Below are 25,502 nucleotides of genomic sequence, written 5' to 3' on the forward strand. Positions count from 1 at the left end.
GTCTCCTTGCGGTGGTCATGATCTGGTCGCGGAGAGGAAGGACACGGCGATGCCGAAGGCGCTGGTCGACAGGACCGCCCCGATGAGGCTGCGAATGATCCGGCTGGTCGGGTGGTAGTAGGAGCCGCCCGAGAACTTGACGATTGCGAGGTGGCCGCCGCTGAAGATCACCCAGCAGATGGATGTCATCAGGCAAAACCACAGCCCGTACTCGAGGATCATTCGCAGAGGTTCAGTGACCTCGGCAGGTGGCGTCTTGGCGAGCATCACTGAATCAGCTCTGCGCGGCCGCGATGACGCCGTTGACGATGGCGCCCGCCGACGTTGCGATGACACCGCCGATCAGCGCACCGGAGATGATCTTCGGCGCCACCGAGACGCCGCCGTTGAACTTCTCCCAGCCGAGCAAGGCGCCGCCAGCCATGATGGCGGCGATACCTGAGATGAGCACGATCCACATGCCGATCCGGAGGATCTCGATGAAGCCGTTGGATCCGGCGGGGGCCTTCGGGGTGATGTCGACGTCGATGCCCTGGGCGAGGAAGTCGGTGGTCTGCAGTGCGAGCATGGCGATCATCGGTTGTCTCCTTGTGTGGTAGCGGTTTTGAGGGTGTCGAGCAGTGCTTGGCCGAGGCCGCGCACGCTCTTGAGCGGGTCGTTTCCTTTGGCGGGGGCTTCGTTGCCCGGCGCCCAGGTCGGGAGTTGATCCAGTGCGGTCACCGGCCAGTCGTCCTGCCAGTCGATGCGCCAGCGGCCGTGTTCCGGGACGAGGTCGGAGATGACATCGAGGTAGCGGCGAATCGCGCGCGGTGGCTTGCCTGGCTGGTGTGCGGTGGTGACCAGACCGAGGAGCACGGTGTTGCCCTCGATGAGCCCGCAGTGGTACTGGCGCAACAGGTCGTGCGCGCGGGACAGGCCCTCGATCGTTTCGCGGGCCACGAGCACGGTGAACGGGGACTCGCCACCCATCGCGGCAGGCCAGCGGCGGCCGCTGTCCCCGGCCGGGGCCAGCATCTGGGCCAGCGTCGAGACCCCGGCACCGCCGTGCGCGCCGAGCAGCCACACCGCCGGAGCGCGGCCGGTGTGCGGAACGGGCCTGTCCCACACCGGGGCCCGCCTCTCCGGCGGTGGCGCGACAGCAGCGGCGAAGGACAGGTTGCCGGTCCGCAACCGCAGTCCAGACGCGATCGGCGAGGCCGCCGGATCGGCGGTGCGGGCGTCCATGGTGCTGGTCATTCGACCGCTCCAATCTCGGTGATCAGGGTGTCGGCGCCGACCGCAGCGACGGTCACCAGCTGCTGGTAGCTGCGCACCGACAAGTCGGGGCGGACCTCAGCGATCACGACCTTGAACTGGTCGGGTTTGCCGGAAGGGGTGATGGTGATGCAGTGGCGAGTTCCGGGCGGGATCGTGGCGATTCCGGCGTCGACGACCTCGACTGCGGAGACGCTCGCGTCCGGAGTGGTCACTTTGCGGGCCGCAGCGCCGGAGCGGGTCGTGTAGTAGGCGTGCTGGAACGCGAGGATCGCATCCGGCCCCGAGCCGGTCGACCCGGTTCCGTTGCCGACCACCACATTCGGCTGGCGTGTGGCCGCGCAGCTGGGACCGCCGCCGAGCACTGGGTCGACGACCGGCGAGGTGGTCGCGGTGGCGACCGAAGACGGGGTCGCCGCCGGTGTGGGGAGACCAGGCGCTGTCGGATCCGAAACCAGCACGACCACACCGGCGGCCACCGCGGCCGCGGCCACTCCCCCACCCAGGACCGCGCCGATCAGCGGTCCCTTTCCCCACTTGCTCTTGGTCTTCTCCCCTGCTGCGGCGGGCGTAGCCACGGCGGGCTGTGCCGGGCTGGATTCGGAGATCCACTGCGACCAGTCCGCGCCCTCGGTGGTCGGGATGTGCACGTCGCCACCGTGGTTGATCGCCGGATCGGCGCCCGAGTCGCCGAGCTGGGCGTTCGGCTGGGCGGGCGCGGGGTCGATGGTGGGCGCCAGCCAGGATTGCCAGCCTGTCGACGGCTTGGTGGTGCTGTTCGGATCATCGTTGTGTGGGAACAACATTGCTCACCTCCTACGAGGGTGATGTCGGTAATCCGGGTGCAGGGGCCGGGCCGGAAGTCCGGCCCCTGCACTGGGTCTGCGCAGCGTGAGCTGGCAGAACATGGGTCAGTCAGTTCGGTGAACTCGTCGGCACCGTGCCGCTGGGCTTGGACGGCGTGGGCTTGGCCGGTGACGTCGCCTTCGGCGTCGAGATGTCGGGCTTGGGTGGCTGCTGACCGGCATCGGCCGGGCCGGTCGCCGGAACTCCGGCGGCGTCCTTGGCTGCTGCGGTCAGCCAGTCGGCGACGTAGCCCACCGCAGGCTTGCCGCCGCCGGTGGCGGCGTCGTTGCTGTAGGAGCCGTGCTGTTGCAGGACCTGGGAGTACTTCACCCAGTTCGTCGCGTTCAGCAGATCGCTGTTGTCGGTGATGTTGTCGGTGAAGGCCGTGAAGGTCTGCTGCACCAGCCGCGATTGGGTCGCGGGCGGGACCAGCTGCGGGAGCGCGCCGACCAGCTTGGTGCCGAAAACCGCTAGGGCGCCGATCGGATTCGACAGGCCAGCGGCGGCGATTTCGGCGATGTTGGTCGGAGTGAGGACCGTCTTGGCGACCGTGATCGCGGAATTGATGCCGATCGTGGCGACCTTGTAGAGCGCCTGGATCACCTCGCCCGGATCGAGCTCGGTCGTCGGATCGGAAGCTTCGGCGATCCGCGCGGACAGCGACTTCTTCGGCGAGATCGACAGATTCGCCAAGCTGTTCCCCGAGATGTCCTCGTTGACCACCGATGTCGCGGTCTTGATGCCGGTCAACGCGAGCGCCTGACCGATCGAGGCCAGGGCCCGCAGCGGGTCACCACCGAATTCGGCCTGCCCGCTGATGTTGGCGACGGCCTGCATCAGCGGCGCCTTCTGCGGTGCGTCACAGGCCAGGTCACCCGCCGAGCAGAAACTCGCGACCCGCCCGGTGAGCGTGCCGAAGCTCGGTGTCTTGTCGGCGTCCGGGGAGATGCCACCGCCGGTCGCGCCGGACTGGGTGACCTGTCCGAGAGCCGCGACCGCGTCGCCGGAGGTCCCCGGCACCGATGACGGAGCGTTCTGGGAGGCACCGGGGAAGGTCTGGGCCCCTTCGGCGCGGGTGGGGTCGGCGAACATGGCCACCGCCGCCACGCGGTCGGCGCTGAGCGGGCCGCTGCCCTGGCCGATCTCGTGGGCCACCTTGCTCACGACGTGCGAGCCCTGGCTGTAGCCCACCAACGCGAACCGTGTGCTCGGGCACTCGGCTGCTTTGTCCGACAGTGTTTGTGACAGACGGTCTTTGCCGCCGGTGACCGACACCTGGTAGGACTCGCTGCCACCGGCGACGAACCCGCCGTACCCGGCCGAATACGGGATGTACTCGCGGCCGACGTCGATCCCGGCCTCCTGGGCTCCGGCCAGGAACGGCCGGAACACGTCACTGAGCATGCCGGTGTCGTTGGTCGGTGAGGCGCCCGGCGAGGACTCGCCGGTGCCCTGCACGCCCAGGGCCATCAGCGCCGGGCATCCGCCCGTCGTGGTGGTGTCGTCGCCTTCCTGCGCGTTGGCGATGCCTGGTGCCGCGACCAGCACGGTGGTGCACGCGATGCTCAGCGCCGCTGCGGCGCTTCGTCCGAGGCGGTTCACTGGATGACCCCCTGCACCACGCCCCGCGCCTGATTGGCCACGTCGGTGAACGCACCGAACTGGTCAGCCGCGAACGGTTCCTGCTCGCCGATCACCGCGACGAGCGCGTCCACGATCGGCGCGGTGTCGGGATTGTTCTGCGCCGCGTCGACGACATCGTGGGCGGTCTGGGTGAGGGTTTCACCGGCCTGCTGCGCCCACGGCTGCGCCTCGATCGCCGCAGCGGTGTTGTTGCCCAGGTCCACGGCCCACTCGGTGGCCTGCTGGCCGCCGGGCTGAGCTTCGACCCAGTCCACCGCCTGCTCGGTGCTGTCCGCGACGGCGTCGGCCTGCGCGGCGAACTGGTCGTGCAGTGTCGGCGCGGGTGCGGGCACCGTCTCCTGCGGCTCGACGGGGTCCACCGGAACCGCCGGGCGAGGGGTGAAATCGCTGCCGTCGCCACCGGTTGCCACCGCACCGGCCAGGACGCCGACCGCCGCACCGGCTGTACCGCCAGCCAGAGCGGCCGGAATGCCGAGAGCAGCCGCACCGATCGCAGCACCGGCGGCCGCGCCGATCGCGGTACCGGCGACGCCACTGGTGACGGTGCCGATGACCGGCACCGGGACCAGGGTGCCGACCGCCGCACCGGCGATACCGCCGACGGTGCCACCGATCAGGCCGCCACCGACCGCGCCGATTGCGGCCAGCGGCACGCCGACCGCGCCCGCGCCGATGCAGAATCCGCTCACACCGCCGAGGACCATCGCCGCTGCCATCGCATCAGAGCGCGACGGGTTCAGGCCGGTCGACTGCAGGAACGCGTTGGTGTCGCGCTGGGCAACGGCGATGTGGCCGTTGATCTCCCACGCGACGTCGGCGGGCACCCAGTCGGGCTTGTCGATCGTGGTCTGGCCGAGTCCCAGCTTGGTCGGGTCCGGCGGCATGATGATCTTCGGCTTCTCCGGCAGCGGTGTCGGAGCGTGCAGGTTGGGCAGGTCCTGGGCCAGGCTCGGGGCCGGGGCCTCGGGTGTCTGCGGGGTGCTGTACTGGCCCTCGTCGGCGTAGGGGCCGCTGTAGTAGGGCCCGCTCTGGCGGGGCGGAGTCTGCTGCTGCGGGGCGGGCGCCTGCTGCTGCGGTGCCGGGGTCGGCGAGGACCGGTACTCCTCCGGGGCGTAGCTCGGCGGATCCGGGATCACCGCGCCCAGCGGGCTCTCCTGGGGCTTGGCCGGAGGCGTCGGAGTCGGTGTGACACCGGGCTGTTCGGTCTGCGGGCGCGGGGTGACACCGGGCTGCTGCTCGGTGGGACCGGTGACGCCGGGCTGCTGTTCGGCGGCCGCGGCGACACCAGCCGCACTGAGCGCGACGGCGGCGGCCGTGGCGAAGGCGACGGCGGCGCGGGTACCGGCGCGCTGTCCGGTGTGCGTGGTCGACACCTCGCGGGTCTCACCGGCCGGAATCATGGTGATCGGGTGTGACGGTGTGCTCGACTTTCCTGTGTTCATTTCATCCCCTCCAATTGGTGTTGGTTGTTGCGCCCAGGTCGATCACTGGCGCTGTGTCGCAAAGGCTTTCGGTGTAGACCGTGGTGGTGGCAGCGATGCCTGCCAGCGCTGCGGTGAGCGCCTCGGCGGCCTGCCAGATCGCGGGCGCCGACCGCATCGGGGCGACCCCGATGATCAGCACCTCTTGCGGCGCCTGGTCGACGACCAGCTCACGCACCAGACCGAATTCCGCTGTCCCGGTATCGGTCAGGGCAGTCAGGCCAGAGAGCTGGCCGTCGGTGAACATCCCGACGACCACACACGATTCGGTGAGCTCGCCGCGCAGGCTTCGGCGGCGGCCGCGGATATGCCAGACGGCTCGGTAGCGCGTCAGCTGCAGTCGGCCGGCGGGACGGATCGAATGGGCGCGCGAGGTGGTGTTTCGCCACCTTGACGTGCGCGCAGGACGGGTACAACGCGGGAGCGGAGCCGCTACGCTGGACACAGCAGGGACCTTCTCTCTGCTCACAAAGGAATCAGGACTCGACTTACGCGGCGCCAACCGCTGAGTTCTGCGTCTCTCCGCTGCGCCAACAGTGGGGAGACACCCGATATCAATTACGCGTTATGTTCACACCATATAACCACCGTCCGTGACTCCGCGCCAGTATGCTGATTTCATGATTCGCCGTGACGCCAAGCCGGGAAGTGCTGGTCAGTTGACCCGCAAAGTGGTTCGTGGGTTCGAGCCCGGCGTCTTCCAGGCCGAACGGCAAGCCCAGCCGGGCACCTACCGCGCCGCGGCGGGCCTGCCGGAGATTTCGGTCGCCGACCTCGCGCGGCTCAGCGGCATCAGCGCGACCGCCATCTACGGCTGGGAAAAAGGCGACCGCAGTCCCCAGGCCAACCTGTTGCGTACCGCCGCCGGTGTTCTCGCCGTCCCGATGGACAAGCTGATCGTCATCGCCCCGAAGTCGCGCACGCTGGCCGACCTGCGCTGGTTGGCTGGTCTGACCCAGCCCGAGGCCGCGGCCGCGCTGGGCATGACCACGCAGAGTTTCGGCCGGACCGAGCGCGGTGAACTCGCGCTGACCGACGAGCGCGCCGAGCAGCTCGCCGCTCTCTACGCCGCCGATCCGGCCAGGGTCAGCGCCGACGATGTCGCAGAGATCCGCGCGGCCTGGCAGCGTGCCCATGACCGCCCGGCCGGAGCACCGGCGTAGGGCCATCATCGCGACCGTCCGGTGTGTTTGATCATCAGCATCATTGGCGGAATCGCTGCGCGGAACTTCCTCAGCGCCAGTGCATTTGGGATCTACGACCTCTGCGGCGGCGTGTGGGAATGGACCGACTCCCCCGGCACCGCGGCCGATCGCCGTGAGCTCAAGGGCGGTGCGTTCAGCACGATGCTCGACGATGACACCGGATTCCGGTGCGCGACGGTCACGCTGGCGATCTGAGGCAGGAGCCGGTGTGCTGCAGCCGTCCGGGCACGACTCGACGCCGCCGAAGCGGCGGGTGCAGTAGACGTGAGCGATACGAGAATTCATGGCCGTGACCCCCAAGACACGAAGCACGAAAGCAGCGGAAATACAGCTCCTGCTTCCGGGCTCGGGAGTCACTCTCCGGCCGGCGCCCTCGCATCATAGCGCGGAGTTATGCGCGACGGCAATCACCGAGCAATGTTCGCGAGGTCCAGAATCGTCGGCATCCTGCATCTTTCGGCCACCGCGATGCCCATCCGCTCTGGATCTCGCACTAGTGTTGGCATATGCGTTTGCCGCAGACATGGATCGGAATCGATGTCATCGCCACGCGAATACGGGGTGGGAAACTTGTTGTGCACTCAGCCGCGGGTACGCGGGTCGCTCGATTACTCAATCGCAGCGACGAACTCAAGATCGACTTCACGGGGGAACGACTTCTCACGGGGATGATCGAGGCCGAGCTGGCGCCGGTGCTCGAGGCGATGGACAGGCCGGACTACGACCCTGCCCAGCTGAGACTGGTGGACCTCACTGCCACAGACCAAGGCCTCGAGTTCCGAACCCATTGGGTCTGCGCACCCGACGGCCAGCCGGTCGGCTTGATCGTGTGGCTGGCGCCGGGCCCGGTCACCCCGCGCCCGACCTACAACAGCTGGATCCTCGACGTCGACGCGGTCACCACCCAGAGCGGTGGGGACGACCTGGCCATCATCGGCGACGGACGTAAGCCCGGCCAGCCACGTCCGATCCGGGATCTGCTCCGCTATGTCAATGCAGATGATGCTCCGAACTTCCTCGGCTTGTATTGGGATTCGCGCACCGGCGAGAAGGGACTTCTCGCCGAAGCGATGTGGTCGATCCACCCGCCCGGCGCACCGGACTGGGTGCACTTCTGGTCCAGCGCCGTGGCCGGCGGTGGCCCCGCGACTGGCACCGTGTACGGCCTGTCGGTGAGGATGCCTCACCGCGAACTCAACGCGACGATGGGCAACATGGTGGACCCGCTGTCCACACTCGTTCTCGTCGACGCCCACGAGCGGTTCACCCTGCACACCGCGGGCGCACTGCGTGACGACCTTTCCGACCACCACATCACCGATGTGCTCGACCAGGTCCAGCGCACCCCTGTGCAGGGCCCTGCCATGCAGCTGGCGGTGACGATCAACGAACGCGACTACCACGCACGGGTTTGGGCCCTGCCCAGTTCACAGAAGGGACGGCCGATGAAGCCGACAGCGATCCTGCTCAGGCCCGCTGTCTACGGTCGGCACTGACCACCACACGCACGGTCACCGTGTTGCGGGATAGCGAATCGGTCCGCGGGCTATCCATAACGCGACCTGTCCTATCTGCGACACGGTGACCTCAGACCAGGCCGCCTCGAGTGCGCTGCGCAGACCTAGCTCGTCGTCGCTCTGGTTGTGGAATGCGCTGTTACGGCGGAAGAACGCCCCGGTCGCGCGGCTCAGCAGCGTGGTAGGCGAGGACAGCACCGTGCTGCCGAAGAAGACGCCGTCATCGGCGCTGACGTCGGCAACATGCTGAAATGCGATGCCCTTTTCGGCCCAGGAGCCCGGCACACAGTGCATGAGCAAACTCGCCGCGACCGAGCTGAACCGGCGGGTGGTCGGCAGCGGCCGCAGGACCGAACCTTCGTGTGTTGTCGGCTCGATTCCGCGACCGCGCAGGATGGTCGCCGAGGCCTGCAGTGGTGCTGGATTCAGGTCCAGCAGCTCGACGACTGGCTGTGCCGTCGGGAACTTCGTGCGGCCCAGTAGCCACCCACTTCCCGGCCCGATGTCCAGGTGTACCCCGGATATGTTCGCGTTGTATTGAGCAAGCAAATTCGTTGTGGGACAACGCCATACGAAGGTGTTGTTGATGCCCAGGACGAAGGGGTCGTAGACCCGCAGGAATGCGGGTGTGTAGACGGCGGCGCCGTCGATCTCGGCGCGGGTGATCTGACCATCCATACAAGGAACTCCGTATCCCGGAACGAGGGCAGCCCGAAGCGCGCCTCACAAACTGGGGCAACTGCTTCCGGGCTCGGGAGTCACTCTCCGGCCGGTGCAACTACTGATGGTAGCGCCCATGGAACCGGGTCGACAGCACTACTTGGGCAAATGTCCACTATGTGGAACCCGCTATAACGGCTATGTGGAACCCGTTGTAGCTGCGCAATCCCAGTAGAGCCACGCAGGATTTCGAGTCCACAGCCCGACATGACCGGGAAGGTCCGCGGCGAGCTCTTCCACGACCGACTCGTCGACCGCGGCCCCGCTGGCTGAGATCCCGGTGATCTCGACAATCCACTCGTTCGTGTTCGGTGCAGGTCCGAGATGTGTGTTCACTGCGGGGCGTACACCTGCCAGCTGGCCGAGCTTCGTCCAGACATGCTCGAGTTCGGTCATTGTCGGCCGGGGGTATGCGAGCGATACTCCGTCGAGCTCGCCGATCACCTCGTGCCAGGGCACCGGGGCGTGGAGTTCGCAGACCCATGGGCCGTGCGCTCGTTCTGCCGGGACATCGATGCCGTAGACCTCGCCGCTCCACCCCTGCGGGCCGGGTCCGCCGACCCACCGGCGCGGCTGCTGCGCCCAGGGTTCCACGACCGACCACAGTGAGGCCGGCATGCCGTCGCGGACTCTGGCGACCAGCGTGTGCAGATCTTCCCACCGGAGGTCGGGCCTAAATCCCATCGCCGTCATTCGGCTACTCGCTCCCCGTTCGTCGCCTTGTGCCCGTTGTTTTGCAGCATCACCGCGAAGGAGGCTCAGGGTAGCGGCGGCCGCGAATTCCATACAATGATCACATAATTGGTGGCCAAGCGTGCCCCGCTGAGGTCGTCCGGGGCCATGATGCAGGACGAGCGGACCTCGTCGGCCCACAAGTGCAGCCCACGGGGTCGAATGTCGCTGGTGCCACAGGATCTGAATTGCCGTGCGACGGCGGCGCGTCACATGACATCGCCCCCAGAACGTGATAGTTCTAGGACTATGCCCCGCCGAAGAGAACGTGTAGGCCCGCCTCGGCTGCGTGTCGATCGCGACACCAACAGCGTTGCAAGTCTGTTCGTGGAGATCGACGCCTCTCTCAAGGCGCGGGTGGTAACGGCCGCCAAGGCCCAGAACGTCCACCTGTGGGAGGTCGTCGAGAACGCGCTGCGTGAAGCGCTACCGGCAGGCGACCACCCAGAGCACCAGGATTCGCAGCTGCAGCTTGACGTCTCGCAGAGAGACAGAAAGGCCAGCTGACTACCTAGCCCGCGGGAGACCTACGGCGACAGACTGATGTGACAACTGAACAGCCCTCAGGGCCCGTTTGGACTCCGCAAACGGACTGAGGGCCCCCGGTCGGCAAACCGGGAGCCCTCGAAGTTTGTGGAGGAGGCGAGCGCGAACTCGCCGTCCACCCGGGCCCCTCACCAAATTCGTGGAACAGGACTCCACTTGATGACGAACCACTGGTCCGATGATATCGCACGCCCAAACGTCGGTTCAACCGAATCGCGGCGTGTCTTGCCTTCGGCTACCCCTCCGCTTCCTGCCATCGCTTGCATCGACCGCCCACAGCCCGGCGAAGTCGACAAATGGCAGGCCCTGATCGAAGCAGCCATCGACGGGCCCTACCGGGGATCCAGCCCTCGCAACCAGCGTCGCGGCCGCGTCCAATGCCCGCCCACGATCCGCCGCGGTCACGTCTGCGGCCACCAGTGCACCAGTCTGCCCCCGCGACTGATCGAGATGTGGGGAGGCAAGGAAGCTGCGTGCCGCCGCATCTGCCGGGTCCGGCTCGACCCCCGCAACGACGACCATGACGCTGGCGTCGGGGCCGTGGCGTGCTGGTTCAGTCGCGAGGCCTACATCGAGGCTGCGGACTCCACATTCGACCGGCAGTACAAGACGGTGCGACCGATCCTGATCAAGCGTCGGGGCGGGAAGACCGGCGGCGGCGTCGCCAAGCGCGCGTTCATGAAGGTGGTGGAGGTCATGGCCGCTGCAGCGGACCACGACACTGGTCGGGACGTCTTCCTGAGCAACGCCACCATCGCTGACCGCTCCGGTCTGTCCGAAACCACTGTGACCCGAGCACGTCTCGCCATGTTGCTAATGGGCGTAGCGACCGAGGTGATGCGAGGGCGCCAGCGAACTCGGGTCGAGCGAATGGCCAGCTGGCGCCTGGGCGACAAGAGCCGGGGCTGGTCGTCGGTGTGGTCGCTGCACCCACCCCGGAACATGACGCCTGTGGATAGCACTGGGGACGAAGTTCGACCAGGTCAAACACATATGGCTACCCACCCCTTTAGGGTCTCGGCTCGCGCCGTAGCCGAGACTTCAAGTGGTAGTTACGAAGCCAAGAGGTGTGGAAAACGAGGCGCTTCGCGCCGCATCGACAGGAAGGGGTGGCGCGAGGAACGGCCCAGGCCGCCGCAGAAAGCCCTCGTATTGGCCCTCAGATGGCTCGGGGACGCACGAACGCCGGTGTGGGCGAGGCGATACTCGGCGGACGCGTGGGCGCACGTACTGACACCAGCGGCCGAGCATGGATGGACACCAGACGATCTCAATGACTCGGCGCGCCCCGCCACTCCCCCACGTTGGCCGCTGGCTTACGTGCGCGCGATGCTGGCCGCCGTCGACCTGCCGTACCCGCCGCACGTGCTGCGTGAGATCGCTGAGCAGCAAGCCGCGCAGGCGAAGGCCGAGATCGATGCTGCCGTCGACGCGGCGGTCACCGCGGCGAAGCGGTCTGCCGAAGAACGGCGAGCGGGGGTCCGTGAGGCCGCGCTCACCGGAGACGGTCGCCGGGCAGCTCGCGCAAAGGTGCAGGCGGTCGCCGACACGGTGGCACAGCGCCGCGACAGCGGTGGCTCATTCGACCACCGAAGCTATTGGCGTCGCCTGCGTGACGAGCGGTAAGGGCTCGACACCTGACCGGTAGCCGTCACTCCTGGTCGGCCGTCATCTTGCTGATGATCTTGTGCGCCAATCGTGCTCGGTCAGCAGGGACGCCGTCGAGGAGAACTCCGATGTTGGCGGCGATGCCTCCAGCGAGGCCGGCGCCGTTACGCATTCTGGGCGAAGCTCGCTCCGACTCGGCCAGTTCAGTCAACGCTGTGTGAGTGACGTGGGCCGCGTAGACGGCAGCTTCGCGCAACCAACGGGAACTCGCCTTGATGCGCTGCAAGTTCGCAGCGTTCTCGGTGAGCTCGAGGATGCGGGCGTCGATGGAGGCATCGAGGAGGTCCTCCCCGACCACCTCGGCTATCCGGGCATGCGCGGCACTCGCCGAAAGAGCAACCGCCGCTAGTTCGTCGGCGGTTGCGGTGTCGGACGTGCTTCCTCCGAGCACTGCGGCGGCAATGGACATCGCCCCGAACGCTGAGTGAGCGGTGGTCAACACGACCTCGCCGGGTACATCCGCGGGAAGTCCTTCCACCCGCTCCGCCAATTCCCTCACCAAACCCACTACATCCACCACACATTGAGAGTACGTGCTGTGGTGGCGGTGACGCGGCACCGCGGCGGAGCACTTTCGTCGAGCTCCGACGTCGAGCAGCACAAGGGCGTACTTGATCAGCACGGTGTGTCGGTAAGTGCTCCCCCGCAACTCGCGGAGTTGCTTCATCAGGCGTCGCGACAATTTCGTCACAGTGACGGCCGCATCTGCAACGAGTACGCGAGCGAGATATGACAGCGGCTTGCCAGGTTCCCCCAGCCGATGGTGGAGCTATGCAGCTATTAGCTCGTCGTTGAGAATTGCCGCAGCGCGGCCGAGTACTTGCTCGATGTCTGACGGGTTGATCCCAATGGTGCGTGCGATCTCAGCGACAGGCATTCCGCTGTCGTTTGCGTCGAGGATCTGTTCGATCGTGGTGGTGATCCGCTCGATCCGATCTGGCTGCTGCCAGATGGGTGACTGACGGGCGACCACGTCCTCGACGATCATCACGGCCAACGCTCGGACTTCGATGTACTCGTCGCCGTCGATGTGTTCGGCACTGTCCAGTGCGACTTCAGTGCCATGTGGCGGAAAGTCCGAAGCAAGGTGTTGAGCATTCGCGACCATATCCTCTGCATGGTCCAGCAGGTCGGCATACCTTGCCGAAATCCAGCCGTGGAGCCACATTCCGGCACCGACCATGATCGGGGCCACGCTGAACTGGCCAGCCTTGCCCCAATCGTGATCGGCGATGTGAGGTCCGGCATTGAGGGCGACGGCCGCGGTCACCAGCGCAACCTCGAATCCAATCACCTGTCGCCTGTCGATCTTCACGCCCCAGGTCGCTGCCGTCGTCGACAAAACCATGATCGCGACGACGAACCCGCTCAGCGTTGCCTCTATAAAGAATCCCAACCACCACTGGGGATCGTGAGGGGTCAGCCCGCCGGACAGGTTCCGCTGAACCGTGACCGCTGACCACGCGATCGCACCGACGATGAGGCCCACCAGCACCCGGGACGTCCACATTGCTCGCTGAAACGTGCGGAGTCGACGTTCCTCAATGCTGGCGACTGCTGCCAGCTCCTGTTCGGTGCGTGCCGCACGGACGCGGGCGCGGCGGTTGTGGGACTCAGCGCGGAGCTCGGCCATCGCAGCGTTCATCCGCTCACGCCGCTTGGCCGCCCGCAGTCTTCGAGCAGTCCGACCCTCCTGGAACTTCTCGATCCAGTTCAAGCCGTTGTAGAGCGCAGGGTCGGATTCCAGTGGCTCTCTCAACCTTGCGATCTCAACGCGCCTCTGCAACTCGATGATCTCGGCCGGCGTCTTCTTCTCCACGGTGGTGGTGTCCGTCATCTCGGCTCTCCTGGATAGGAGTGATTCACCGTGAATCACTCGGCTTTTCGGCCGCGTTCCAGCGGGTCGGCATCAGGTGGAATGGCTTGGCCGTTGTTGTACGTCTGCTCGATCTGGCGAAGCAGGAGCGCGAACGCTTCCGCGGTGAATCTCGCCATGTTGTACCGGCGATTGCCCGACGCTTGGACGATTCGGATCGCCGCTCGTGCCCGTGCGTGCAGGTCTCTCGGAACATTGACCGTGGGATCGCGCCGGGCGATCACGCGGCGCGCAGGTGGCGCCGCGGGATGAACAATCCACGCTTCTGCTGATACTCGGTGACCAGTTCGTAGTCGGCCATGATGTCCTGCGTTGCGGACGGCTTGAAGTATGGGAGCGGTGTGCGGGCGGTGAAGGCGTGGTCGACCTGAGTGTTTCTGCGGACTGGTGGGGTCACGCCTCCGACGAGCGCGTCGTCATAGACATCCTCCAACCGCTCAAGCATCGGACGGTAGCCGCCTGAGACTCGGAACTGATATTGCCGGGATTCCCTTTCCGAGGCGCTTACCGCTCCACCTTGGACGGGGATGATCGTGGGAACGATGCTCAGAAGGCTCACGGGGCGGTTGTAGGTTTCGCTCCAGGTGCCCATCTTCTCCAGGAGATCCGGGACGCCCTCCAACTCCTTGCCCGCGGGCTTGGCGCACGTGATCACCCCGTATGCACCTGGACGTGTGTCGTCGTCATCGGCGGTCACCGCGATGGCAGCTACCTCGTTGAGCGTGTTCTCGACACCGCCGCAGTCGATCAGCCGGACGTCCGGCTGAGTCCCTGCACGCTGATCAGCGTCCTGCACAAGAGCTTTCCTCAAACGGTTCATACCCCCGCTCATTGACTTCAACTCGAAGTCCAGCGGCTTGAGGGCTGCTCGCGCAGTCGGCACGATCGAGATGTTCGGAATTTCCTCGTAGACCGGCTCGTTCGTCTCCGGATCGTCACCCAGATGCATGCGCGCAGGGAGCACGACATCGCTGATGGTCGCCTTTTCTCGGATGACGTCAACAATCGTGCGGCCTGCGAAGTACGGGTATCCGAACACGGTGGAGATGTTCGCCTGTAGGTCGAAGTCGATGATCTCAACGGACAGACCTTGCTTCGCCAGCACACAGGCCGTCGCGATCACGGTCGAGGTTTTGCCGACTGACCCGGCGAGGTTCATGTACGCGTAGGTGGGCATGGAATTCTCCTAGAAAGCAATCCCGGCGGAGGGTGATTCACCGTGAATCACCCTCACGATCGGCACGGGGCGAAGGGAGCGGCGATACGGCGCGGAAGTCTCCACGCCCGGGTGATTCACGGTGAATCACCCTCGCCGGACGAGCGGGACGGCATCATCGTCAGCTAGCCTGCACAGAGCGTACTTGCTGGGCTTCCCACTCTGTAGGGGTGAAACCCTCACTCTCGCGCAGTACTTCCAGATAGGCGACATCTCCTCCATCCCACCGGTGGTTCCTGTCCGACGCCCTCAGCTCAGATGCCGCCATCGCGACCGCCCATATTGCTCTCTGCGACACCTTCGGCTCGACTTCGGCCTCTACTGCCTTCTGCCAGCTATCAACGGACTCGGCCGTTACAGCACTCGCGTCGGTCAGCCACCTGAAGGCCATAGACCACGCCCGAGGGTTGTCCGAAGCGCGCACACGCCAGCGGAACTGAGCAGTCAGCCAGGCGCCGAGACGCTCCCGGCTCGCGCCCTTCACAGCTAGCTGTGCAGCAACACGCCGACGGATCTTCTGCGCCTCGGCTCGCCCCTTCTCGTCGTTGGAGTTCTTGTTGTCCTCCTCCCCTCCAGTGCGTGGCTCACGTGTGCTCGGAGCGGAGGCAGGCTCGACAGGCGATGGCCCGTTCGGCGGTGGCGCGATTTCCTCCGCATAGAAGGCCAGGCTGGCTGTGTACGGATCAACTGCGGCAACAATCGACGCCGCCGAGCGATCCTCCGGAAGAGCGGGCAGTCGATGCTGTTCGGAACTGTCGCCGAACTTCTCAGCGGGGTCTACGATCTCGATCCCCAGCGAAGCTGCAGTCGCCCGCGCGCGCCGCTCGGCGACAACTCGCGATGCCGCCAACTCCACCGTGCTTCCAGACTCGATGAGCACCAGAGCTGCCCGCTGATCGGCGGCACGCTCTGGGGTGTCCTGGTCCGGGTCAGGGGCGACGTCGGCCTTGGCGTCTTGCCATCGCCGACGCGGGCCGAACGGCAATTTGCTCGACAGATCAGCCGCAGCAACGAGCGACAAGCGCTTCTTCCGAAGCATCGCGTGAGCTTCGTCGACCAGCAACATCAGGGCGAGGTGCCGCGAGACAGTCGGTTGGCTGATCCCCAGCCGGGTTGCGATCCCGCGCTGGCCGAGGCCAAATTCCTCGCTGTACAGTGCGAATTGCTGAGCGAGCGCAACAGGATCGAGGTCTTCGCGCCCCCAGTTCTCCCAGGTCATTGCATCGAGATCGCCGCCATTCTCCAAGATGGAGTTGTCGATGATCATCGGCATCGTGGGCTGGGCCGCTTCAAGCGACGCCGCGCGGCGCCTGTGTCCGTACACAGCGACGTGCGTAACCGAATCGTCGAACTTGTCGGCAAAGCGGGGCCGGGCCGCGATGAAGGCGTCCTTGGTGACGGCGAGGCCGGGGAGGCGTACGCCGTTCTCCTTCACGGACTCGACGAGGTCATCCCATTTCGTGTTCCCCGGCTGAGGTAGGGAGCGCTCAGGGTTGTTCATCGGGTGGGGCGCGAGCCCCGCAACGCTGATCCTGACCACGGCGAGGCCCTGGGCGGCCGCCAGCGTCGCGATGCTCTCGAACGCGCCCGTTAGGTCACTCGGTGGTGTCGTGTTAGGCGCCGCGTCCTCAGGACCGTGTCCGTTACCGGACAGGCTGTGGTGCAACTGATTCTGTTGGTCGAGCCCGGTCCCGCCAGGGCGCCCATTGAATCGGTCGATGTTCGACTTCCTCAGTCTCTTTCCTGGCACACCCATCTCCTAATACATGTTTTACACGTTATTGGCAGAGTACTCGAGGCGACGAAATTGCGCACCATTCTCCGAGCGACACACCGCATCTCGTGTCGGGGAACCGCTAGGTCGGTGATTCACGGTGAATCACCGACCTCTTTCGCGTGGTGATTGATCGGCCGCATCGGGTGGCGGAGCGTGGGGTATCAGACGTTCGACCCAGCTCGCCCACCGATCGGTGGCTGGGTTGGCCCGGCATAGCCAGGCGGCCAGGCTGAGGCTAACACTGAGCCACGCTGGTTGGGTGGTTTGCCACGAGGGCTTGACGGCGGCCGCCAAGAGCGGAGCGTAGGGGGTGATTCACCATGAATCACCCCCTCATTCGAGTGTCACCCGCGATCGGCGAATTGGCCTCAACGGTGCTCGGCTGCTGTCACAGGTACCGAGCTGCTGCTGACCACCGTCGCTAGAGCGCCAAGCAGTGGCGTCGTCATCGCTGTGGTCACCAGCGCCATTACCACCAGCAGTGAGTACAGGCCTGTGCTGAGAAGCCCGACCGTGAGCCCGACATGCAGGATCACTAGTTCGGTGAGGCCGCGCGTGTTGAGCAGGACGGCGACAGCGGCAGCTGACCGGCTGTCGAGACCGACGAGCCTCCCCGCCAATACGCCGCTTCCGAGCTTGGCGGCAACCGCGGCGCCCACGATGACGGCGAGCTCGCCGACGCCGGTGGCATCCACACTGCCGAGGTCGACGGCAAGTCCGGCGATCACGAAGAAGGCGGGGAGCAGTAGCGCACTCACGACGCGCGCACCGGTTTCGGCCGTATGGCGGTGGCGCCGAGGGAAAATGAGGCCGCAGGTGAACGCGCCGAATATGACGTGCAGGCCGATCCACTCGGTCATCGCGCCGAGCAGCAGTGCGGCACCGAGCCCGAGCAGGATCACTGTCTGTTCGGTGCCCGCGTCGGCCAGTCGCGACAGCAGTGGGCGTACTCCCCACCAGACGAGCACCGCTATCGGTGCCAGCAAGCCCCATCGCCACAGGGTGTCTGTTGGGGCGACGATGGCGAGGACGATGGCCAACGCCACCCACGCCAGCAGGTCCACCATGGCCGCGCACGCCAAGCTGAGCTGCCCGATGCTGGTCCGGATCAGGTTGCGATCGTGCAGGATTCGCACCAGCACGGGGAAGGCGGTAACTGCCAGGCAAGCGCCGACGAACAGCGCGAACGGCAGTCCAGTGTTGTGGCGGGGGAGCGCGACCAGCGCGACGACGCATCCGGCAGCGAACGGAACAGCGTAAGCGGCAAGTGAGATCACCGGGATCGCTGCGCGCCGGCTGGTGATGATTCCTCGCTCGAGTTCGAGTCCGGCGATGAACATGAACGCGGCGACCCCGACATTGGCGAGCACGCTCAACGTCGGTCGCGCATCGGGCGGGAACAGCGCCTGCGAAAGATCGCTGCCGAGGATCGTTGGCCCGGCCAGGATTCCGGCGGCGATCTCGCCGATGACCGGAGGCTGGCCGAGCTTGTCGGCCAGCCATCCGAGAGCTTTCGCGGCCACCATGATGACGACGAGGTCGACGAAAATCATGGTGAGGGTGCTACTGGGCACGATCGGCTCCGTTCACACGGGAGGGAGCCGGGCGAGGGTCAGTGTGTCGAGTTGGGGATGTGGGCGACTTCCCAGCGGATCCCGTCGGGGTCTTCCACGAATACGGCGTAGTAGCCCGCGGCGTAGTCGGGGTATTCGCGAGGGGCGTGGACGACGGTCCATCCGCCCTCGACGACGGCCGTGTGGACGGCATCGACGGTCGCGGCGTCGTCGACCTCGTAGGAGGCGTGCTGCCAGCCTGGTCGGCCGTGGGTGTGTGGGCTGGTGTCCTCACCTTCGACGATCCAGACCAGGATTTCGGGAGCCTGGCCGACCCAGGTGCACAGGTTCTCGGAGGTGTGACCGCGACGGTAGCCCAGGGTTCCCAGGACCGCGTCGTAGAACGGGGCGGCCTTGTCCATGTCTGCGGTGGTGACGGAGAGGTGGTGCAGGGTGAGCACAGCAGTCCTTTCATTGGGCGGCAACCGAATCGGTGGTAGCGCTGGTCTGGGTGGTGAAGTCCAGCGGCTCGACGAGCGACCGTAGCCGCGACAGGGCGGTCGGCATGTCTGGCGCGCCGATGCCGACGGAGATCCCGGCGTCGGGTTGATAGATATCGTCCTCGGTTTCGGCGACGTTGAGGTGCCAACCGAGGATGTCGTCGGCTCCGAAGAGTTCGTCGGCGAGTTCGCTGTGTCGGAGCAGGGTGATCTCGTGTCGTCGCCCTGGCGCGACGTAGCAGCACGCGATGCATGTCGCGGTGTGTGTGCCGTGTGCGGTGGCCACCGCGCCGGGGTGCAGGGGGCGGCCGATGCTCGCGGCCAGGTGGACCATGCGCGGGTCCACCCCGGTGTGGGCGAGTGCTGCGTGGGCCACCAGTCCGGAGCCGGGCCGGATCCCGATGTCGAGAACGTGCCAGCGGCGCAGATGCAGGCGCAGTTCGAGATGCAGCGCGGCGTCGGTGAGTCCGAGCGTGGCCAGGACGCCGGTCAGGACCTGTGGTAGCCGTGGCAGTTCGTCGACGATGCGTGGATCGGTTGGTGGGGAGATCATGACGTTGTCGACGAACGGGTGTGTCGTTGTGGCGGTGCACTTCTCGTGGACGACGGCGTGGGTGATCCGGCTGTCGCAGATCGTCGCGTCGACGCTGATCTCGACCGCTGTGTCCTGGTCGCCGAGGTACTGCGCGGCGATGATCGGGGTGGCGGTGTCGATGTGTCCCGCGCGCAGGATTTGCTGGTAGAGGGCGAGGTTGTCGTCGATCGTCAGCTCGTCGCGGTAGCGGTAGACCCCGCGCGATCCGGCGCCGGTCGCGGGCTTGAGGATCGGACGCGGGCCCAGGTTGTCCAGCGCGGTGCGGATCAGTCTCGTCGACAGGGCGCCGGTGTAGTACGGCGCCACGGCGACGTTGTGGTCACGCAGCGCGGTGTACAGGCGGGCCTTGTCGGTGACCAGTCGGCGAGCGCCGGCCAACGCCCAGTTCGGGTTCAGCGCGGTCAGCGCGGTGTTCCACCAGTCGTCGAATCCGACGGCGCCGATCATGCCTGGACCGTGTTCACGCTCCAGCTGGGCGAGTGCGGCTTCGCGGAGCGCGGTGCTGCCGGTGTCGAGGGCCATCAGGATGTCGGTAGGGATCTGCCGGTAGATCGTGCCCGACTCGCGGGCGGCGGGCAGGGTGAGCGCGCGCGGGTCGAGCGAGCCGTAGATGGCATAGACCGCGCTCGCGGCGCCTGGCCGCGGTCCGGTCATGTCGAGGGCGGTGGCCGTCATGGTCGCTCCTGCCGATTGTTGTCGGTGCTGGGACGTATGGTCGAGGGATGGACGCAGTGATCGCAGAGCGGATCTCGTCGCTGGTGACCGATGTCGAGCGGGGGCTGGATGAGCACGCCGATCCCGACTACGTCGCGGGTACGGTTGCTGCACGCAGCCCCGGCAAACCCGTTCTCGGTGTGCGTATCCCGTTGCTGCGCGACGCAGTGAAGGCCGGGCTCAAGTCCGGCTCCATCACCGGCCGGAGCGAGGACGATGCTGCGGTGGTGTTCGGCGCCGCCGATGCGCTGTGGCACGGCCGTGTCCACGAAGCGGAGCTGGCCGGGTCGATGATGCTGCGGCTGACCAAACAGTGGATGCCCGCTTCGATGGTCACGCGATGGGCGCTGCTGCTGGACAACTGGCTCTCGGTCGACGAGCTCGGCGGTGTCGTCGGGATGTCGCTGGTCGCGAATCCTTCGCTGCTGCACGACCTCACCGCGCTGGCCGGGTCTGCGTCGGTGTGGCAGCGTCGCCTCTACGTCGTGTCGCTGATCCGGCCTGTGAAGGAGGGGCTCTCGCCTGTCGATGTGCCGGGGTTGAGCGAGCTTCTGCGAGAGAAGGACCCCGCTGTGCGCAAGGCCAGCGTCTGGCTGATCAAGGAAGTGATCAAGGCGCGCGGCGCCGCCGCGGCCGCCGAGTTCCGTGAGCTCGTTCCCGATGCGGAGCCGAAGCCGTTGGTCCGGATTCTCGACGCTGCGCTGGTCTGAACGCACGCACTGGATGGTCACAGTGTCCGCACCCGATCCGCTGCTGCGGCAACGACATCGTCAGGCTGGGCGATGCACAGCCGGACACTGCGTGTTGGCCCGTTGAAAATTTGACCGGGTACACCGACGACACCGGCATCGGTGAGGCGACGCCAGGCGTCGGCCCCGTCGACGGCTTCGACGAAGACGTGAGTGCCTTCGGACGCGGGGACTGCGGTGAGCGCTTGTGCTGCGTCGATCGCGGAGAGTATCAGCGAACGGTGCGTACTGAATCTCACAGTGCGCGTGGATAACTCGGCGGTAGCGACAGGGTCCTGAAGGACTCGCAAGGCGAGATCCTGAGCCAGACAGCTCGTCGACATCGACAGGTGTGTCTTGGTGCGCACCGCGGCCGCGAGCAGAGCGGGGTCGCGGGCGATGAGGCACCCGACCCGAGCGCCGGGAAGCCTCAGCAGCTTGGACAGGCTGAACACCGCGATGTCCTGCTCGCTGAATTCCGCCGTGAACTCGGCGATCCGGGTGCCAGCGGTCGTCATGTGCGACAGATCCCAGATCGCCCATCCGCCGCTGCCGCCGACGGCGTCAGGCTCGGCGACCAGCCCGGTCGGATTGTGTGGTGTGCACACCAGGACGGGCATGGTGCCGCGCCGGGGGAGCGCGCCGGGCACGGCGTAGGGCAGCACGCGCAGCCCGAGCAGCCGCGCCAGCTGTTCGAATCCGGGGAAGGCCGGGCGCGGGATCCGGACGACGTGCCCGTGATCGGTGGTGCAGGTCAGTGCGAGCAGCAGAGCCTCTGAGCCGCCGCCGGTGACCAGAACCTGATCACGGTCGACGCCGAACAGGTCCGCCAGCACCGTTCGCAGGCGGATCTCGCCACGGATATCGCCGTAGGACGCGACGGCCGCGGTGGGCAGTGCGATCGGGCGGGCGAACTCTGCCGACAACGGCGGTGAGTTGTCGCCGCGTAGATCGAGCTGGCCCATCGTGACGGGGAAGTCGTTGTAGCTGTAGGCGATCACATTGCTCGCGCGGCCACTGATTACTGCCGGGGGGCTCATCGACGTACCGCCGGTGCGTGTCGGCGCCAGTGGGCGCGCAGGTCGGCCGGGCGAAGGGTGGGCACCTGCGAGGCTTGGGTGAGCAGCCACAGGGCAGCGGTCTCGATGTCGACCGGCTCGACCGCAGCGAACTCCCGGAGGGCCTGTTCCTCGACTGGGGTGAGGTTCAAGGTGGCGCACACCGCGGCCACCAGCGATCCAGCGCGGTGCCCGGTGGTCGCCGCGAGCTGGGATCGGCACTCCAGCAGCTGCGCCGCCGCGATCGGGTCGGCATCGGGGAGCCGGTGGCGCAGCAGGAGCGGCTCCGCGATCAGGTTGCCGCCACCGCGCCCGAGCCCCAGCAGTGAGCAGTCCAGGTAGGTCGCTCCGGCGTCGACGGCGGCCAGGGCGTTGGCGTAGGCCAGTCCCAGGAAGTCGTGTCCGTGGAATCCGATCTCGATGTCGACGGCGGCGCGCATCCGTTGCACGAGGTCGTGGACCTGGCCGGGCATCATCGCGCTGCAGGTGTCGGCGATGTAGACGATGTCGGGCGCGATGTCTTCGGCGATGGTGGTGGCGTGGTCGACGATCTCGGTGGTGGTGTAGCGCGAGGCCAGCGCGATGTTCACCGCGACCTCGAGGTGCAACTGCCGGGCATGGGCGGCGAGCGCGGTGATCTCGGCAGCCCACCGGGGGTGATAGACCAGCCGGACCACGGTGAGCCCAGCCGCCACGTACGGGCGCAGATCGAGGTCCGTGTGCAGCGCGCTGGGGTGGATCATCGCAGCCAGATCGAGCCCGTCGCGATGGGCGGCGCTGATGTGGTCGGGGGTCAGGAAGGCGCCGACGCCGGCGCGGCTGACGCTGTGTTCGAGCGGGACACCACCGATGTAGCCGAGCTCGACGACGTCGACACCCGTGGCGTGGCCCGTTGCGGCGACCATCTCGAAGTGGTTGTCGGGCCAGTGGAAGTCGACCTCGAAGCCGCCGTCGCGCAAGGTCACATCCAGCAGCATCGCCAGCGGCTCGGGCGCCGGGACCGGAGGCGGAGCGAAGTGGTCGAACATCAGCGACTCCGCATCGTCTCGACCACGGCGGCCGCCGCAGCGAGGGGATCGAGATCGGCGCGGGCGGTGCACACCCGAAAGTGTTGTGCGTCCCCGAAACCGGCGCCCGCCGTCAGCCGTGCACCATCGGACGACCTGCTCGGCGCGCGCAGCGCTACCGCATCAGGGATCAGGCACCACAGGTAGAGCCCACCGTGGGACACGACCTCGATTCCGGCGTCGGTCAGTGCGTCGGCGGTCGCGGTACGCCCGGCGGCGACGGCCGCACGGACATCGGTCAGCCATGCGTGCGCGGCGGGATTGGTCAGCAGCTCGGCGGCGGTTCGCTGGGTCAGCACGCTGGTGCACGAGGCATACGCGCCGCGATAGGCGGTCAGCGCGTCGACGACCGTGCGGTCGGCGTGCAGGAACCCGACGCGCAGGCCCGCCACGGCGAGCGCCTTGGACACCGAGTCGACAACGATGTGACGGCTCGGATCTCGCGCGGGGCTGCGAGCCGCCGTGACCGAGGCGTCGCCGAAGACCCGGTACACCTCGTCGGAGACGAGCCAGATGCCGAAGGTCGCGGCGATCTCGACGAATACGTCCATCACCGCCTGGTCCACGCCGACTCCGGTGGGGTTGTGCGGGTAGTTCACGACCAGCACGCGAGGCGTCGGGTCGCAGCCGATGATCAACCGGCGCAATAGGTCCGGGTCGGCGGCAACGGCTATCGGGTCGTAGGTCAGCACGCGCGCCCCGGCCGCCTCGCTCCAGAACCGGTAGGGCTCCCAGCCGGGCGAGGGAACCAGGACCGGGCCGCCGTCCTGCCGATACAGCGCGTAGCGCAGTGCCAGCCCGGCGGCTTCCTTTCCGCCCGCGGTCACCAGGACGGTGGCAGGGTCGGCGGGCCCGCCCGGGTGCAGCTGAGCCAGCCAGGCCTGTCGCAGGTCGGACTCGCCGCGCGGGTCCGAGTACCACAGCTCGTCGATTTCGGCGGTGGTCTGGCCGAGGGCGCTGCGCAGGGCTGGCGGCATCGGATAGCGGGCCTCGCCGACACCGAGGTCGAGCGTGGCCGCCGTCGGTGCGCCGGTACGTGAGTACCCGGCTCCCGGGCCGGTGAGTGCGTCCAGGAGACGGGCGAAGAACGGGTCGTCGCTCACCGTGGTGACCCGACCAGCGGCAGCCGCTTGCGGCGGCTCGAGGCGCCGGGCAGGGCGTTGGCCGCGCCCATCGCAGCGACGCGATCGGCGCCGGCTTTCCACTCGAGTTCGTCGATGACGCCGACCTGGTTGGAGAGTCGGTTGACCATGCGCTGGTAGATCCGCTGCTGGGGGTCGGAGAAGAAGTGCGCCATCAGCTCGGAGTAGACCAGCTCGCCGGGTGCGGTCAGCCGCAGGAGATCGCCGTCGATCTCGGCGTGCCCGGCTGTGACGATGGAGTCGATGCGGTCGCGGTAGACCTCCTCGAGTCCGAGGATCGGCAGATCACGCATGTCGAAGGTCATCCGCTTGGGGAAGAAGACGAGGCCCTTCTCGTAGGCATGGCCGGGCGAGGACTGGATCACCGGCAGCGTCCCGGCGCCGACGGTCTTCACGTACTCGCGTTCGCTGGCCTCGTTCATCCAGGCCAGCCCGCGAATGAAGCTGTAGGCGCCCGAGCCGACGCCGACCGCTTCGTCGCGGTAGCCGCCGTAGAGGGTGGAGAACATGTAGCGGGTCGCGGGTGCTTCGGGAGGCCCGTAGCAGTACATGTTCTGCACGGCCATCGACTCGCCCAACGCCGTGCGGGCGACATGGAACATTCTCGACCGCTCATCCAGCGCCGCGGGCTGGGGCAGATCGCCGGAACGGATCCGGTCCTGCCAGCCCGGCAGGGTCATCACGTAGTCGACCGGGTAGATCGACACCGACGCGATCCCGGACTCCGCCGCCAGACGCGCATCGCGGTGTGCGTGGTCGCGATCCTGGCCCGGGAAGCCGGTCATCATGTCGAGGTTGGTGTTCGTGAAGTACTTTCCGGCCCAACCGATCGCGTCGTAGACCTGTTTCACCGTCGCGGTGATGTTGACCATGTCCCGGATCGTCGGGTCGAAGGACTGCACCCCGAAGGAGACTCGGGTGATGCCGAGTTCGGCCAGCGCCGCGAACTTGTCCTCGTCGACGGACTTGACCTCGAACTCGAACGAGATCTCCGCGTCGGCGGTGATCTGGAAGTTCGCGCGGATCTCGCCCATCAGCGCGGCGATCTGCTCGGTCGTGAGCACCGACGGCGTGCCGCCGCCGATGTAGATGCTGTCGATCTCCCAGCCGCGCATGCGGGGCGTGGCGCCGAGGGTGCGCAGTTCGACGTGCAGCGCCTGCAGGTAGGCGGTCACCCGTTCCGGTGTTCCCACCGATTTGGCGAACGGGCAGAACGTGCAGATGGTGTCGCAGAACGGGATGTGGACGTACAGCGCACGGTGACCGGGGGTGTGGTCGCCGGGGATCGGAGCGTCAGGTGTCGAGAGGAACGCCGACACCAGGGCCAGATGATCCGCGGCGGTGCTCTGGTCGAAGAACGGGTAGGAGAAGGACTCGAACGGAAGCATCAAAACCTCGAATTAGTGTCGGGAACGAAATAGTGATTGAGGATCGGGACATTGGTCGACGGGACCTGTCGGCGCCCTGCTGTAGACAGCGGGCGCCGACAGGATCTCGAATTCAGTCGACATCGTCGACCAGTTGTCTACGCGCCACCGGCGACCCATTCGGACATCAAGATCACCTCCTTCCGCACTGCTCGCGATCGGTATTCGGACGCCATTGATAGTGACACAAGAGACGCCGCACCGGAACCAGTTTGGAAGCGAAATACGTTGCGGCA

General features: G+C 66.8%; 26 protein-coding genes. 6 read left to right on the forward strand and 20 right to left on the reverse strand.

Going from position 1 to position 25,502, the window contains the following annotated elements; all coding sequences use genetic code 11:
• Window positions 1-15 precede the first annotated feature (15 nt).
• The 7 genes from ACWF9G_RS22925 to ACWF9G_RS22955 all read right to left on the reverse strand — a co-directional run bounded on the left by ACWF9G_RS22925 (window position 16) and on the right by ACWF9G_RS22955 (window position 5,472).
• Window positions 16-267, reverse strand: a complete 252-nt coding sequence (locus tag ACWF9G_RS22925) for a hypothetical protein (RefSeq protein ID WP_452517760.1) — start codon at window positions 265-267, stop codon at window positions 16-18.
• A 7-nt stretch (window positions 268-274) separates the two neighbouring features.
• Window positions 275-577 (reverse strand): hypothetical protein, encoded by a 303-nt coding sequence (locus ACWF9G_RS22930; protein ID WP_452517762.1) that lies wholly within the window; start codon window positions 575-577, stop codon window positions 275-277.
• Complete coding sequence (locus ACWF9G_RS22935) at window positions 574-1,236, reverse strand: hypothetical protein (protein WP_452517764.1); 663 nt, start codon at window positions 1,234-1,236, stop codon at window positions 574-576. Before ACWF9G_RS22935 ends, ACWF9G_RS22930 begins: the two co-directional genes overlap by 4 nt.
• On the reverse strand, window positions 1,233-2,060 hold the full coding sequence (locus ACWF9G_RS22940) for a hypothetical protein (protein ID WP_452517766.1): 828 nt from the start codon (window positions 2,058-2,060) through the stop codon (window positions 1,233-1,235). The genes ACWF9G_RS22935 and ACWF9G_RS22940 overlap by 4 nt, the downstream gene beginning before the upstream one ends.
• A gap of 109 nt (window positions 2,061-2,169) precedes the next feature.
• Complete coding sequence (locus ACWF9G_RS22945) at window positions 2,170-3,702, reverse strand: cutinase family protein (protein WP_452517767.1); 1,533 nt, start codon at window positions 3,700-3,702, stop codon at window positions 2,170-2,172.
• Window positions 3,699-5,186: a hypothetical protein gene (locus tag ACWF9G_RS22950; RefSeq protein WP_452517769.1), complete on the reverse strand. Its 1,488-nt coding sequence runs from the start codon at window positions 5,184-5,186 to the stop codon at window positions 3,699-3,701. The genes ACWF9G_RS22945 and ACWF9G_RS22950 overlap by 4 nt, the downstream gene beginning before the upstream one ends.
• A gap of 1 nt (window position 5,187) precedes the next feature.
• On the reverse strand, window positions 5,188-5,472 hold the full coding sequence (locus ACWF9G_RS22955) for a hypothetical protein (RefSeq protein WP_452517770.1): 285 nt from the start codon (window positions 5,470-5,472) through the stop codon (window positions 5,188-5,190).
• A gap of 373 nt (window positions 5,473-5,845) precedes the next feature.
• Here ACWF9G_RS22955 and ACWF9G_RS22960 point away from each other — a divergent pair, with 373 nt between their 5' ends.
• The 3 genes from ACWF9G_RS22960 to ACWF9G_RS22970 all read left to right on the forward strand — a co-directional run bounded on the left by ACWF9G_RS22960 (window position 5,846) and on the right by ACWF9G_RS22970 (window position 7,926).
• Window positions 5,846-6,388 carry a helix-turn-helix domain-containing protein gene (locus ACWF9G_RS22960; protein WP_452517772.1) on the forward strand — a complete coding sequence of 181 codons (543 nt, stop codon included), beginning with the start codon at window positions 5,846-5,848 and terminating at the stop codon, window positions 6,386-6,388.
• 27 nt (window positions 6,389-6,415) lie between these two features.
• Window positions 6,416-6,625, forward strand: coding sequence for a hypothetical protein (locus ACWF9G_RS22965; protein WP_452517774.1), 210 nt, complete (start codon window positions 6,416-6,418; stop codon window positions 6,623-6,625).
• A 380-nt stretch (window positions 6,626-7,005) separates the two neighbouring features.
• The gene (locus tag ACWF9G_RS22970) at window positions 7,006-7,926 is read left to right on the forward strand and encodes a hypothetical protein (protein WP_452517776.1); all 921 of its coding nucleotides are present in this window, start codon (window positions 7,006-7,008) and stop codon (window positions 7,924-7,926) included.
• A 15-nt stretch (window positions 7,927-7,941) separates the two neighbouring features.
• Here the strand turns inward: ACWF9G_RS22970 and ACWF9G_RS22975 are convergent, their stop codons facing one another.
• Complete coding sequence (locus ACWF9G_RS22975) at window positions 7,942-8,625, reverse strand: class I SAM-dependent methyltransferase (RefSeq protein WP_452517778.1); 684 nt, start codon at window positions 8,623-8,625, stop codon at window positions 7,942-7,944.
• A gap of 180 nt (window positions 8,626-8,805) precedes the next feature.
• Window positions 8,806-9,453 carry a hypothetical protein gene (locus tag ACWF9G_RS22980; RefSeq protein WP_452517779.1) on the reverse strand — a complete coding sequence of 216 codons (648 nt, stop codon included), beginning with the start codon at window positions 9,451-9,453 and terminating at the stop codon, window positions 8,806-8,808.
• A 273-nt stretch (window positions 9,454-9,726) separates the two neighbouring features.
• Here ACWF9G_RS22980 and ACWF9G_RS22985 point away from each other — a divergent pair, with 273 nt between their 5' ends.
• Together ACWF9G_RS22985 and ACWF9G_RS22990 are read left to right on the forward strand one after the other, a co-directional pair.
• Window positions 9,727-9,906, forward strand: a complete 180-nt coding sequence (locus tag ACWF9G_RS22985; RefSeq protein WP_452517781.1) for a hypothetical protein — start codon at window positions 9,727-9,729, stop codon at window positions 9,904-9,906.
• 198 nt (window positions 9,907-10,104) lie between these two features.
• A complete protein-coding gene (locus tag ACWF9G_RS22990) occupies window positions 10,105-11,571 on the forward strand; it encodes a replication protein (protein WP_452517782.1) in 1,467 nt (488 codons plus the stop codon).
• 25 nt (window positions 11,572-11,596) lie between these two features.
• Here ACWF9G_RS22990 and ACWF9G_RS22995 read toward each other — a convergent pair whose 3' ends face one another.
• The 7 genes from ACWF9G_RS22995 to ACWF9G_RS23025 form a co-directional block, all read right to left on the reverse strand.
• Window positions 11,597-12,235 (reverse strand): hypothetical protein, encoded by a 639-nt coding sequence (locus tag ACWF9G_RS22995; protein WP_452517784.1) that lies wholly within the window; start codon window positions 12,233-12,235, stop codon window positions 11,597-11,599.
• Between the two features lie 147 nt (window positions 12,236-12,382).
• A complete protein-coding gene (locus ACWF9G_RS23000) occupies window positions 12,383-13,450 on the reverse strand; it encodes a hypothetical protein (RefSeq protein WP_452517786.1) in 1,068 nt (355 codons plus the stop codon).
• A gap of 259 nt (window positions 13,451-13,709) precedes the next feature.
• On the reverse strand, window positions 13,710-14,666 hold the full coding sequence (locus ACWF9G_RS23005; RefSeq protein ID WP_452517788.1) for a ParA family protein: 957 nt from the start codon (window positions 14,664-14,666) through the stop codon (window positions 13,710-13,712).
• A 160-nt stretch (window positions 14,667-14,826) separates the two neighbouring features.
• A complete protein-coding gene (locus ACWF9G_RS23010; protein WP_452517790.1) occupies window positions 14,827-16,455 on the reverse strand; it encodes a ParB/RepB/Spo0J family partition protein in 1,629 nt (542 codons plus the stop codon).
• Between the two features lie 395 nt (window positions 16,456-16,850).
• Window positions 16,851-18,056, reverse strand: coding sequence for a cation:proton antiporter (locus ACWF9G_RS23015; RefSeq protein ID WP_452517792.1), 1,206 nt, complete (start codon window positions 18,054-18,056; stop codon window positions 16,851-16,853).
• A gap of 38 nt (window positions 18,057-18,094) precedes the next feature.
• Window positions 18,095-18,496, reverse strand: coding sequence for a VOC family protein (locus ACWF9G_RS23020; protein WP_452517793.1), 402 nt, complete (start codon window positions 18,494-18,496; stop codon window positions 18,095-18,097).
• 10 nt (window positions 18,497-18,506) lie between these two features.
• Window positions 18,507-19,805, reverse strand: a complete 1,299-nt coding sequence (locus ACWF9G_RS23025) for a hypothetical protein (protein ID WP_452517795.1) — start codon at window positions 19,803-19,805, stop codon at window positions 18,507-18,509.
• 47 nt (window positions 19,806-19,852) lie between these two features.
• On the opposite strand from ACWF9G_RS23025, the gene ACWF9G_RS23030 reads away from it, so the two are divergent.
• The gene (locus ACWF9G_RS23030; RefSeq protein WP_452517796.1) at window positions 19,853-20,554 is read left to right on the forward strand and encodes a DNA alkylation repair protein; all 702 of its coding nucleotides are present in this window, start codon (window positions 19,853-19,855) and stop codon (window positions 20,552-20,554) included.
• Between the two features lie 17 nt (window positions 20,555-20,571).
• Here ACWF9G_RS23030 and ACWF9G_RS23035 read toward each other — a convergent pair whose 3' ends face one another.
• From ACWF9G_RS23035 to ACWF9G_RS23050, 4 genes are read right to left on the reverse strand one after another with little or no spacing between them, the layout of a single operon-like run.
• Window positions 20,572-21,612, reverse strand: a complete 1,041-nt coding sequence (locus tag ACWF9G_RS23035) for a pyridoxal phosphate-dependent aminotransferase (protein WP_452517798.1) — start codon at window positions 21,610-21,612, stop codon at window positions 20,572-20,574.
• Complete coding sequence (locus ACWF9G_RS23040; protein ID WP_452517800.1) at window positions 21,609-22,658, reverse strand: hypothetical protein; 1,050 nt, start codon at window positions 22,656-22,658, stop codon at window positions 21,609-21,611. The genes ACWF9G_RS23035 and ACWF9G_RS23040 overlap by 4 nt, the downstream gene beginning before the upstream one ends.
• A complete protein-coding gene (locus ACWF9G_RS23045; protein WP_452517801.1) occupies window positions 22,658-23,800 on the reverse strand; it encodes a pyridoxal phosphate-dependent aminotransferase in 1,143 nt (380 codons plus the stop codon). Before ACWF9G_RS23045 ends, ACWF9G_RS23040 begins: the two co-directional genes overlap by 1 nt.
• The gene (locus tag ACWF9G_RS23050) at window positions 23,797-25,227 is read right to left on the reverse strand and encodes a coproporphyrinogen-III oxidase family protein (RefSeq protein WP_452517803.1); all 1,431 of its coding nucleotides are present in this window, start codon (window positions 25,225-25,227) and stop codon (window positions 23,797-23,799) included. The genes ACWF9G_RS23045 and ACWF9G_RS23050 overlap by 4 nt, the downstream gene beginning before the upstream one ends.
• Window positions 25,228-25,502 lie beyond the last annotated feature (275 nt).

This window comes from Nocardia sp. NPDC055029 (assembly GCF_053608525.1).

Bases quoted from the DNA above. Each gene is read 5' to 3' on its own strand.
- ACWF9G_RS22990 (WP_452517782.1), top strand. From the start codon at position 10,105: ATGACGAACCACTGGTCCGATGATATCGCACGCCCAAACGTCGGTTCA.
- ACWF9G_RS22980 (WP_452517779.1), bottom strand. From the start codon at position 9,453: ATGGAATTCGCGGCCGCCGCTACCCTGAGCCTCCTTCGCGGTGATGCT.
- ACWF9G_RS22935 (WP_452517764.1), bottom strand. From the start codon at position 1,236: ATGACCAGCACCATGGACGCCCGCACCGCCGATCCGGCGGCCTCGCCG.
- ACWF9G_RS23030 (WP_452517796.1), top strand. From the start codon at position 19,853: ATGGACGCAGTGATCGCAGAGCGGATCTCGTCGCTGGTGACCGATGTC.
- ACWF9G_RS22940 (WP_452517766.1), bottom strand. From the start codon at position 2,060: ATGTTGTTCCCACACAACGATGATCCGAACAGCACCACCAAGCCGTCG.
- ACWF9G_RS22955 (WP_452517770.1), bottom strand. From the start codon at position 5,472: ATGTTCACCGACGGCCAGCTCTCTGGCCTGACTGCCCTGACCGATACC.
- ACWF9G_RS23025 (WP_452517795.1), bottom strand. From the start codon at position 19,805: ATGACGGCCACCGCCCTCGACATGACCGGACCGCGGCCAGGCGCCGCG.
- ACWF9G_RS22960 (WP_452517772.1), top strand. From the start codon at position 5,846: ATGATTCGCCGTGACGCCAAGCCGGGAAGTGCTGGTCAGTTGACCCGC.
- ACWF9G_RS22930 (WP_452517762.1), bottom strand. From the start codon at position 577: ATGATCGCCATGCTCGCACTGCAGACCACCGACTTCCTCGCCCAGGGC.
- ACWF9G_RS23005 (WP_452517788.1), bottom strand. From the start codon at position 14,666: ATGCCCACCTACGCGTACATGAACCTCGCCGGGTCAGTCGGCAAAACC.
- ACWF9G_RS23040 (WP_452517800.1), bottom strand. From the start codon at position 22,658: ATGTTCGACCACTTCGCTCCGCCTCCGGTCCCGGCGCCCGAGCCGCTG.
- ACWF9G_RS23050 (WP_452517803.1), bottom strand. From the start codon at position 25,227: ATGCTTCCGTTCGAGTCCTTCTCCTACCCGTTCTTCGACCAGAGCACC.
- ACWF9G_RS22975 (WP_452517778.1), bottom strand. From the start codon at position 8,625: ATGGATGGTCAGATCACCCGCGCCGAGATCGACGGCGCCGCCGTCTAC.
- ACWF9G_RS23000 (WP_452517786.1), bottom strand. From the start codon at position 13,450: ATGACGGACACCACCACCGTGGAGAAGAAGACGCCGGCCGAGATCATC.
- ACWF9G_RS23035 (WP_452517798.1), bottom strand. From the start codon at position 21,612: ATGAGCCCCCCGGCAGTAATCAGTGGCCGCGCGAGCAATGTGATCGCC.
- ACWF9G_RS22925 (WP_452517760.1), bottom strand. From the start codon at position 267: ATGCTCGCCAAGACGCCACCTGCCGAGGTCACTGAACCTCTGCGAATG.
- ACWF9G_RS22950 (WP_452517769.1), bottom strand. From the start codon at position 5,186: ATGAACACAGGAAAGTCGAGCACACCGTCACACCCGATCACCATGATT.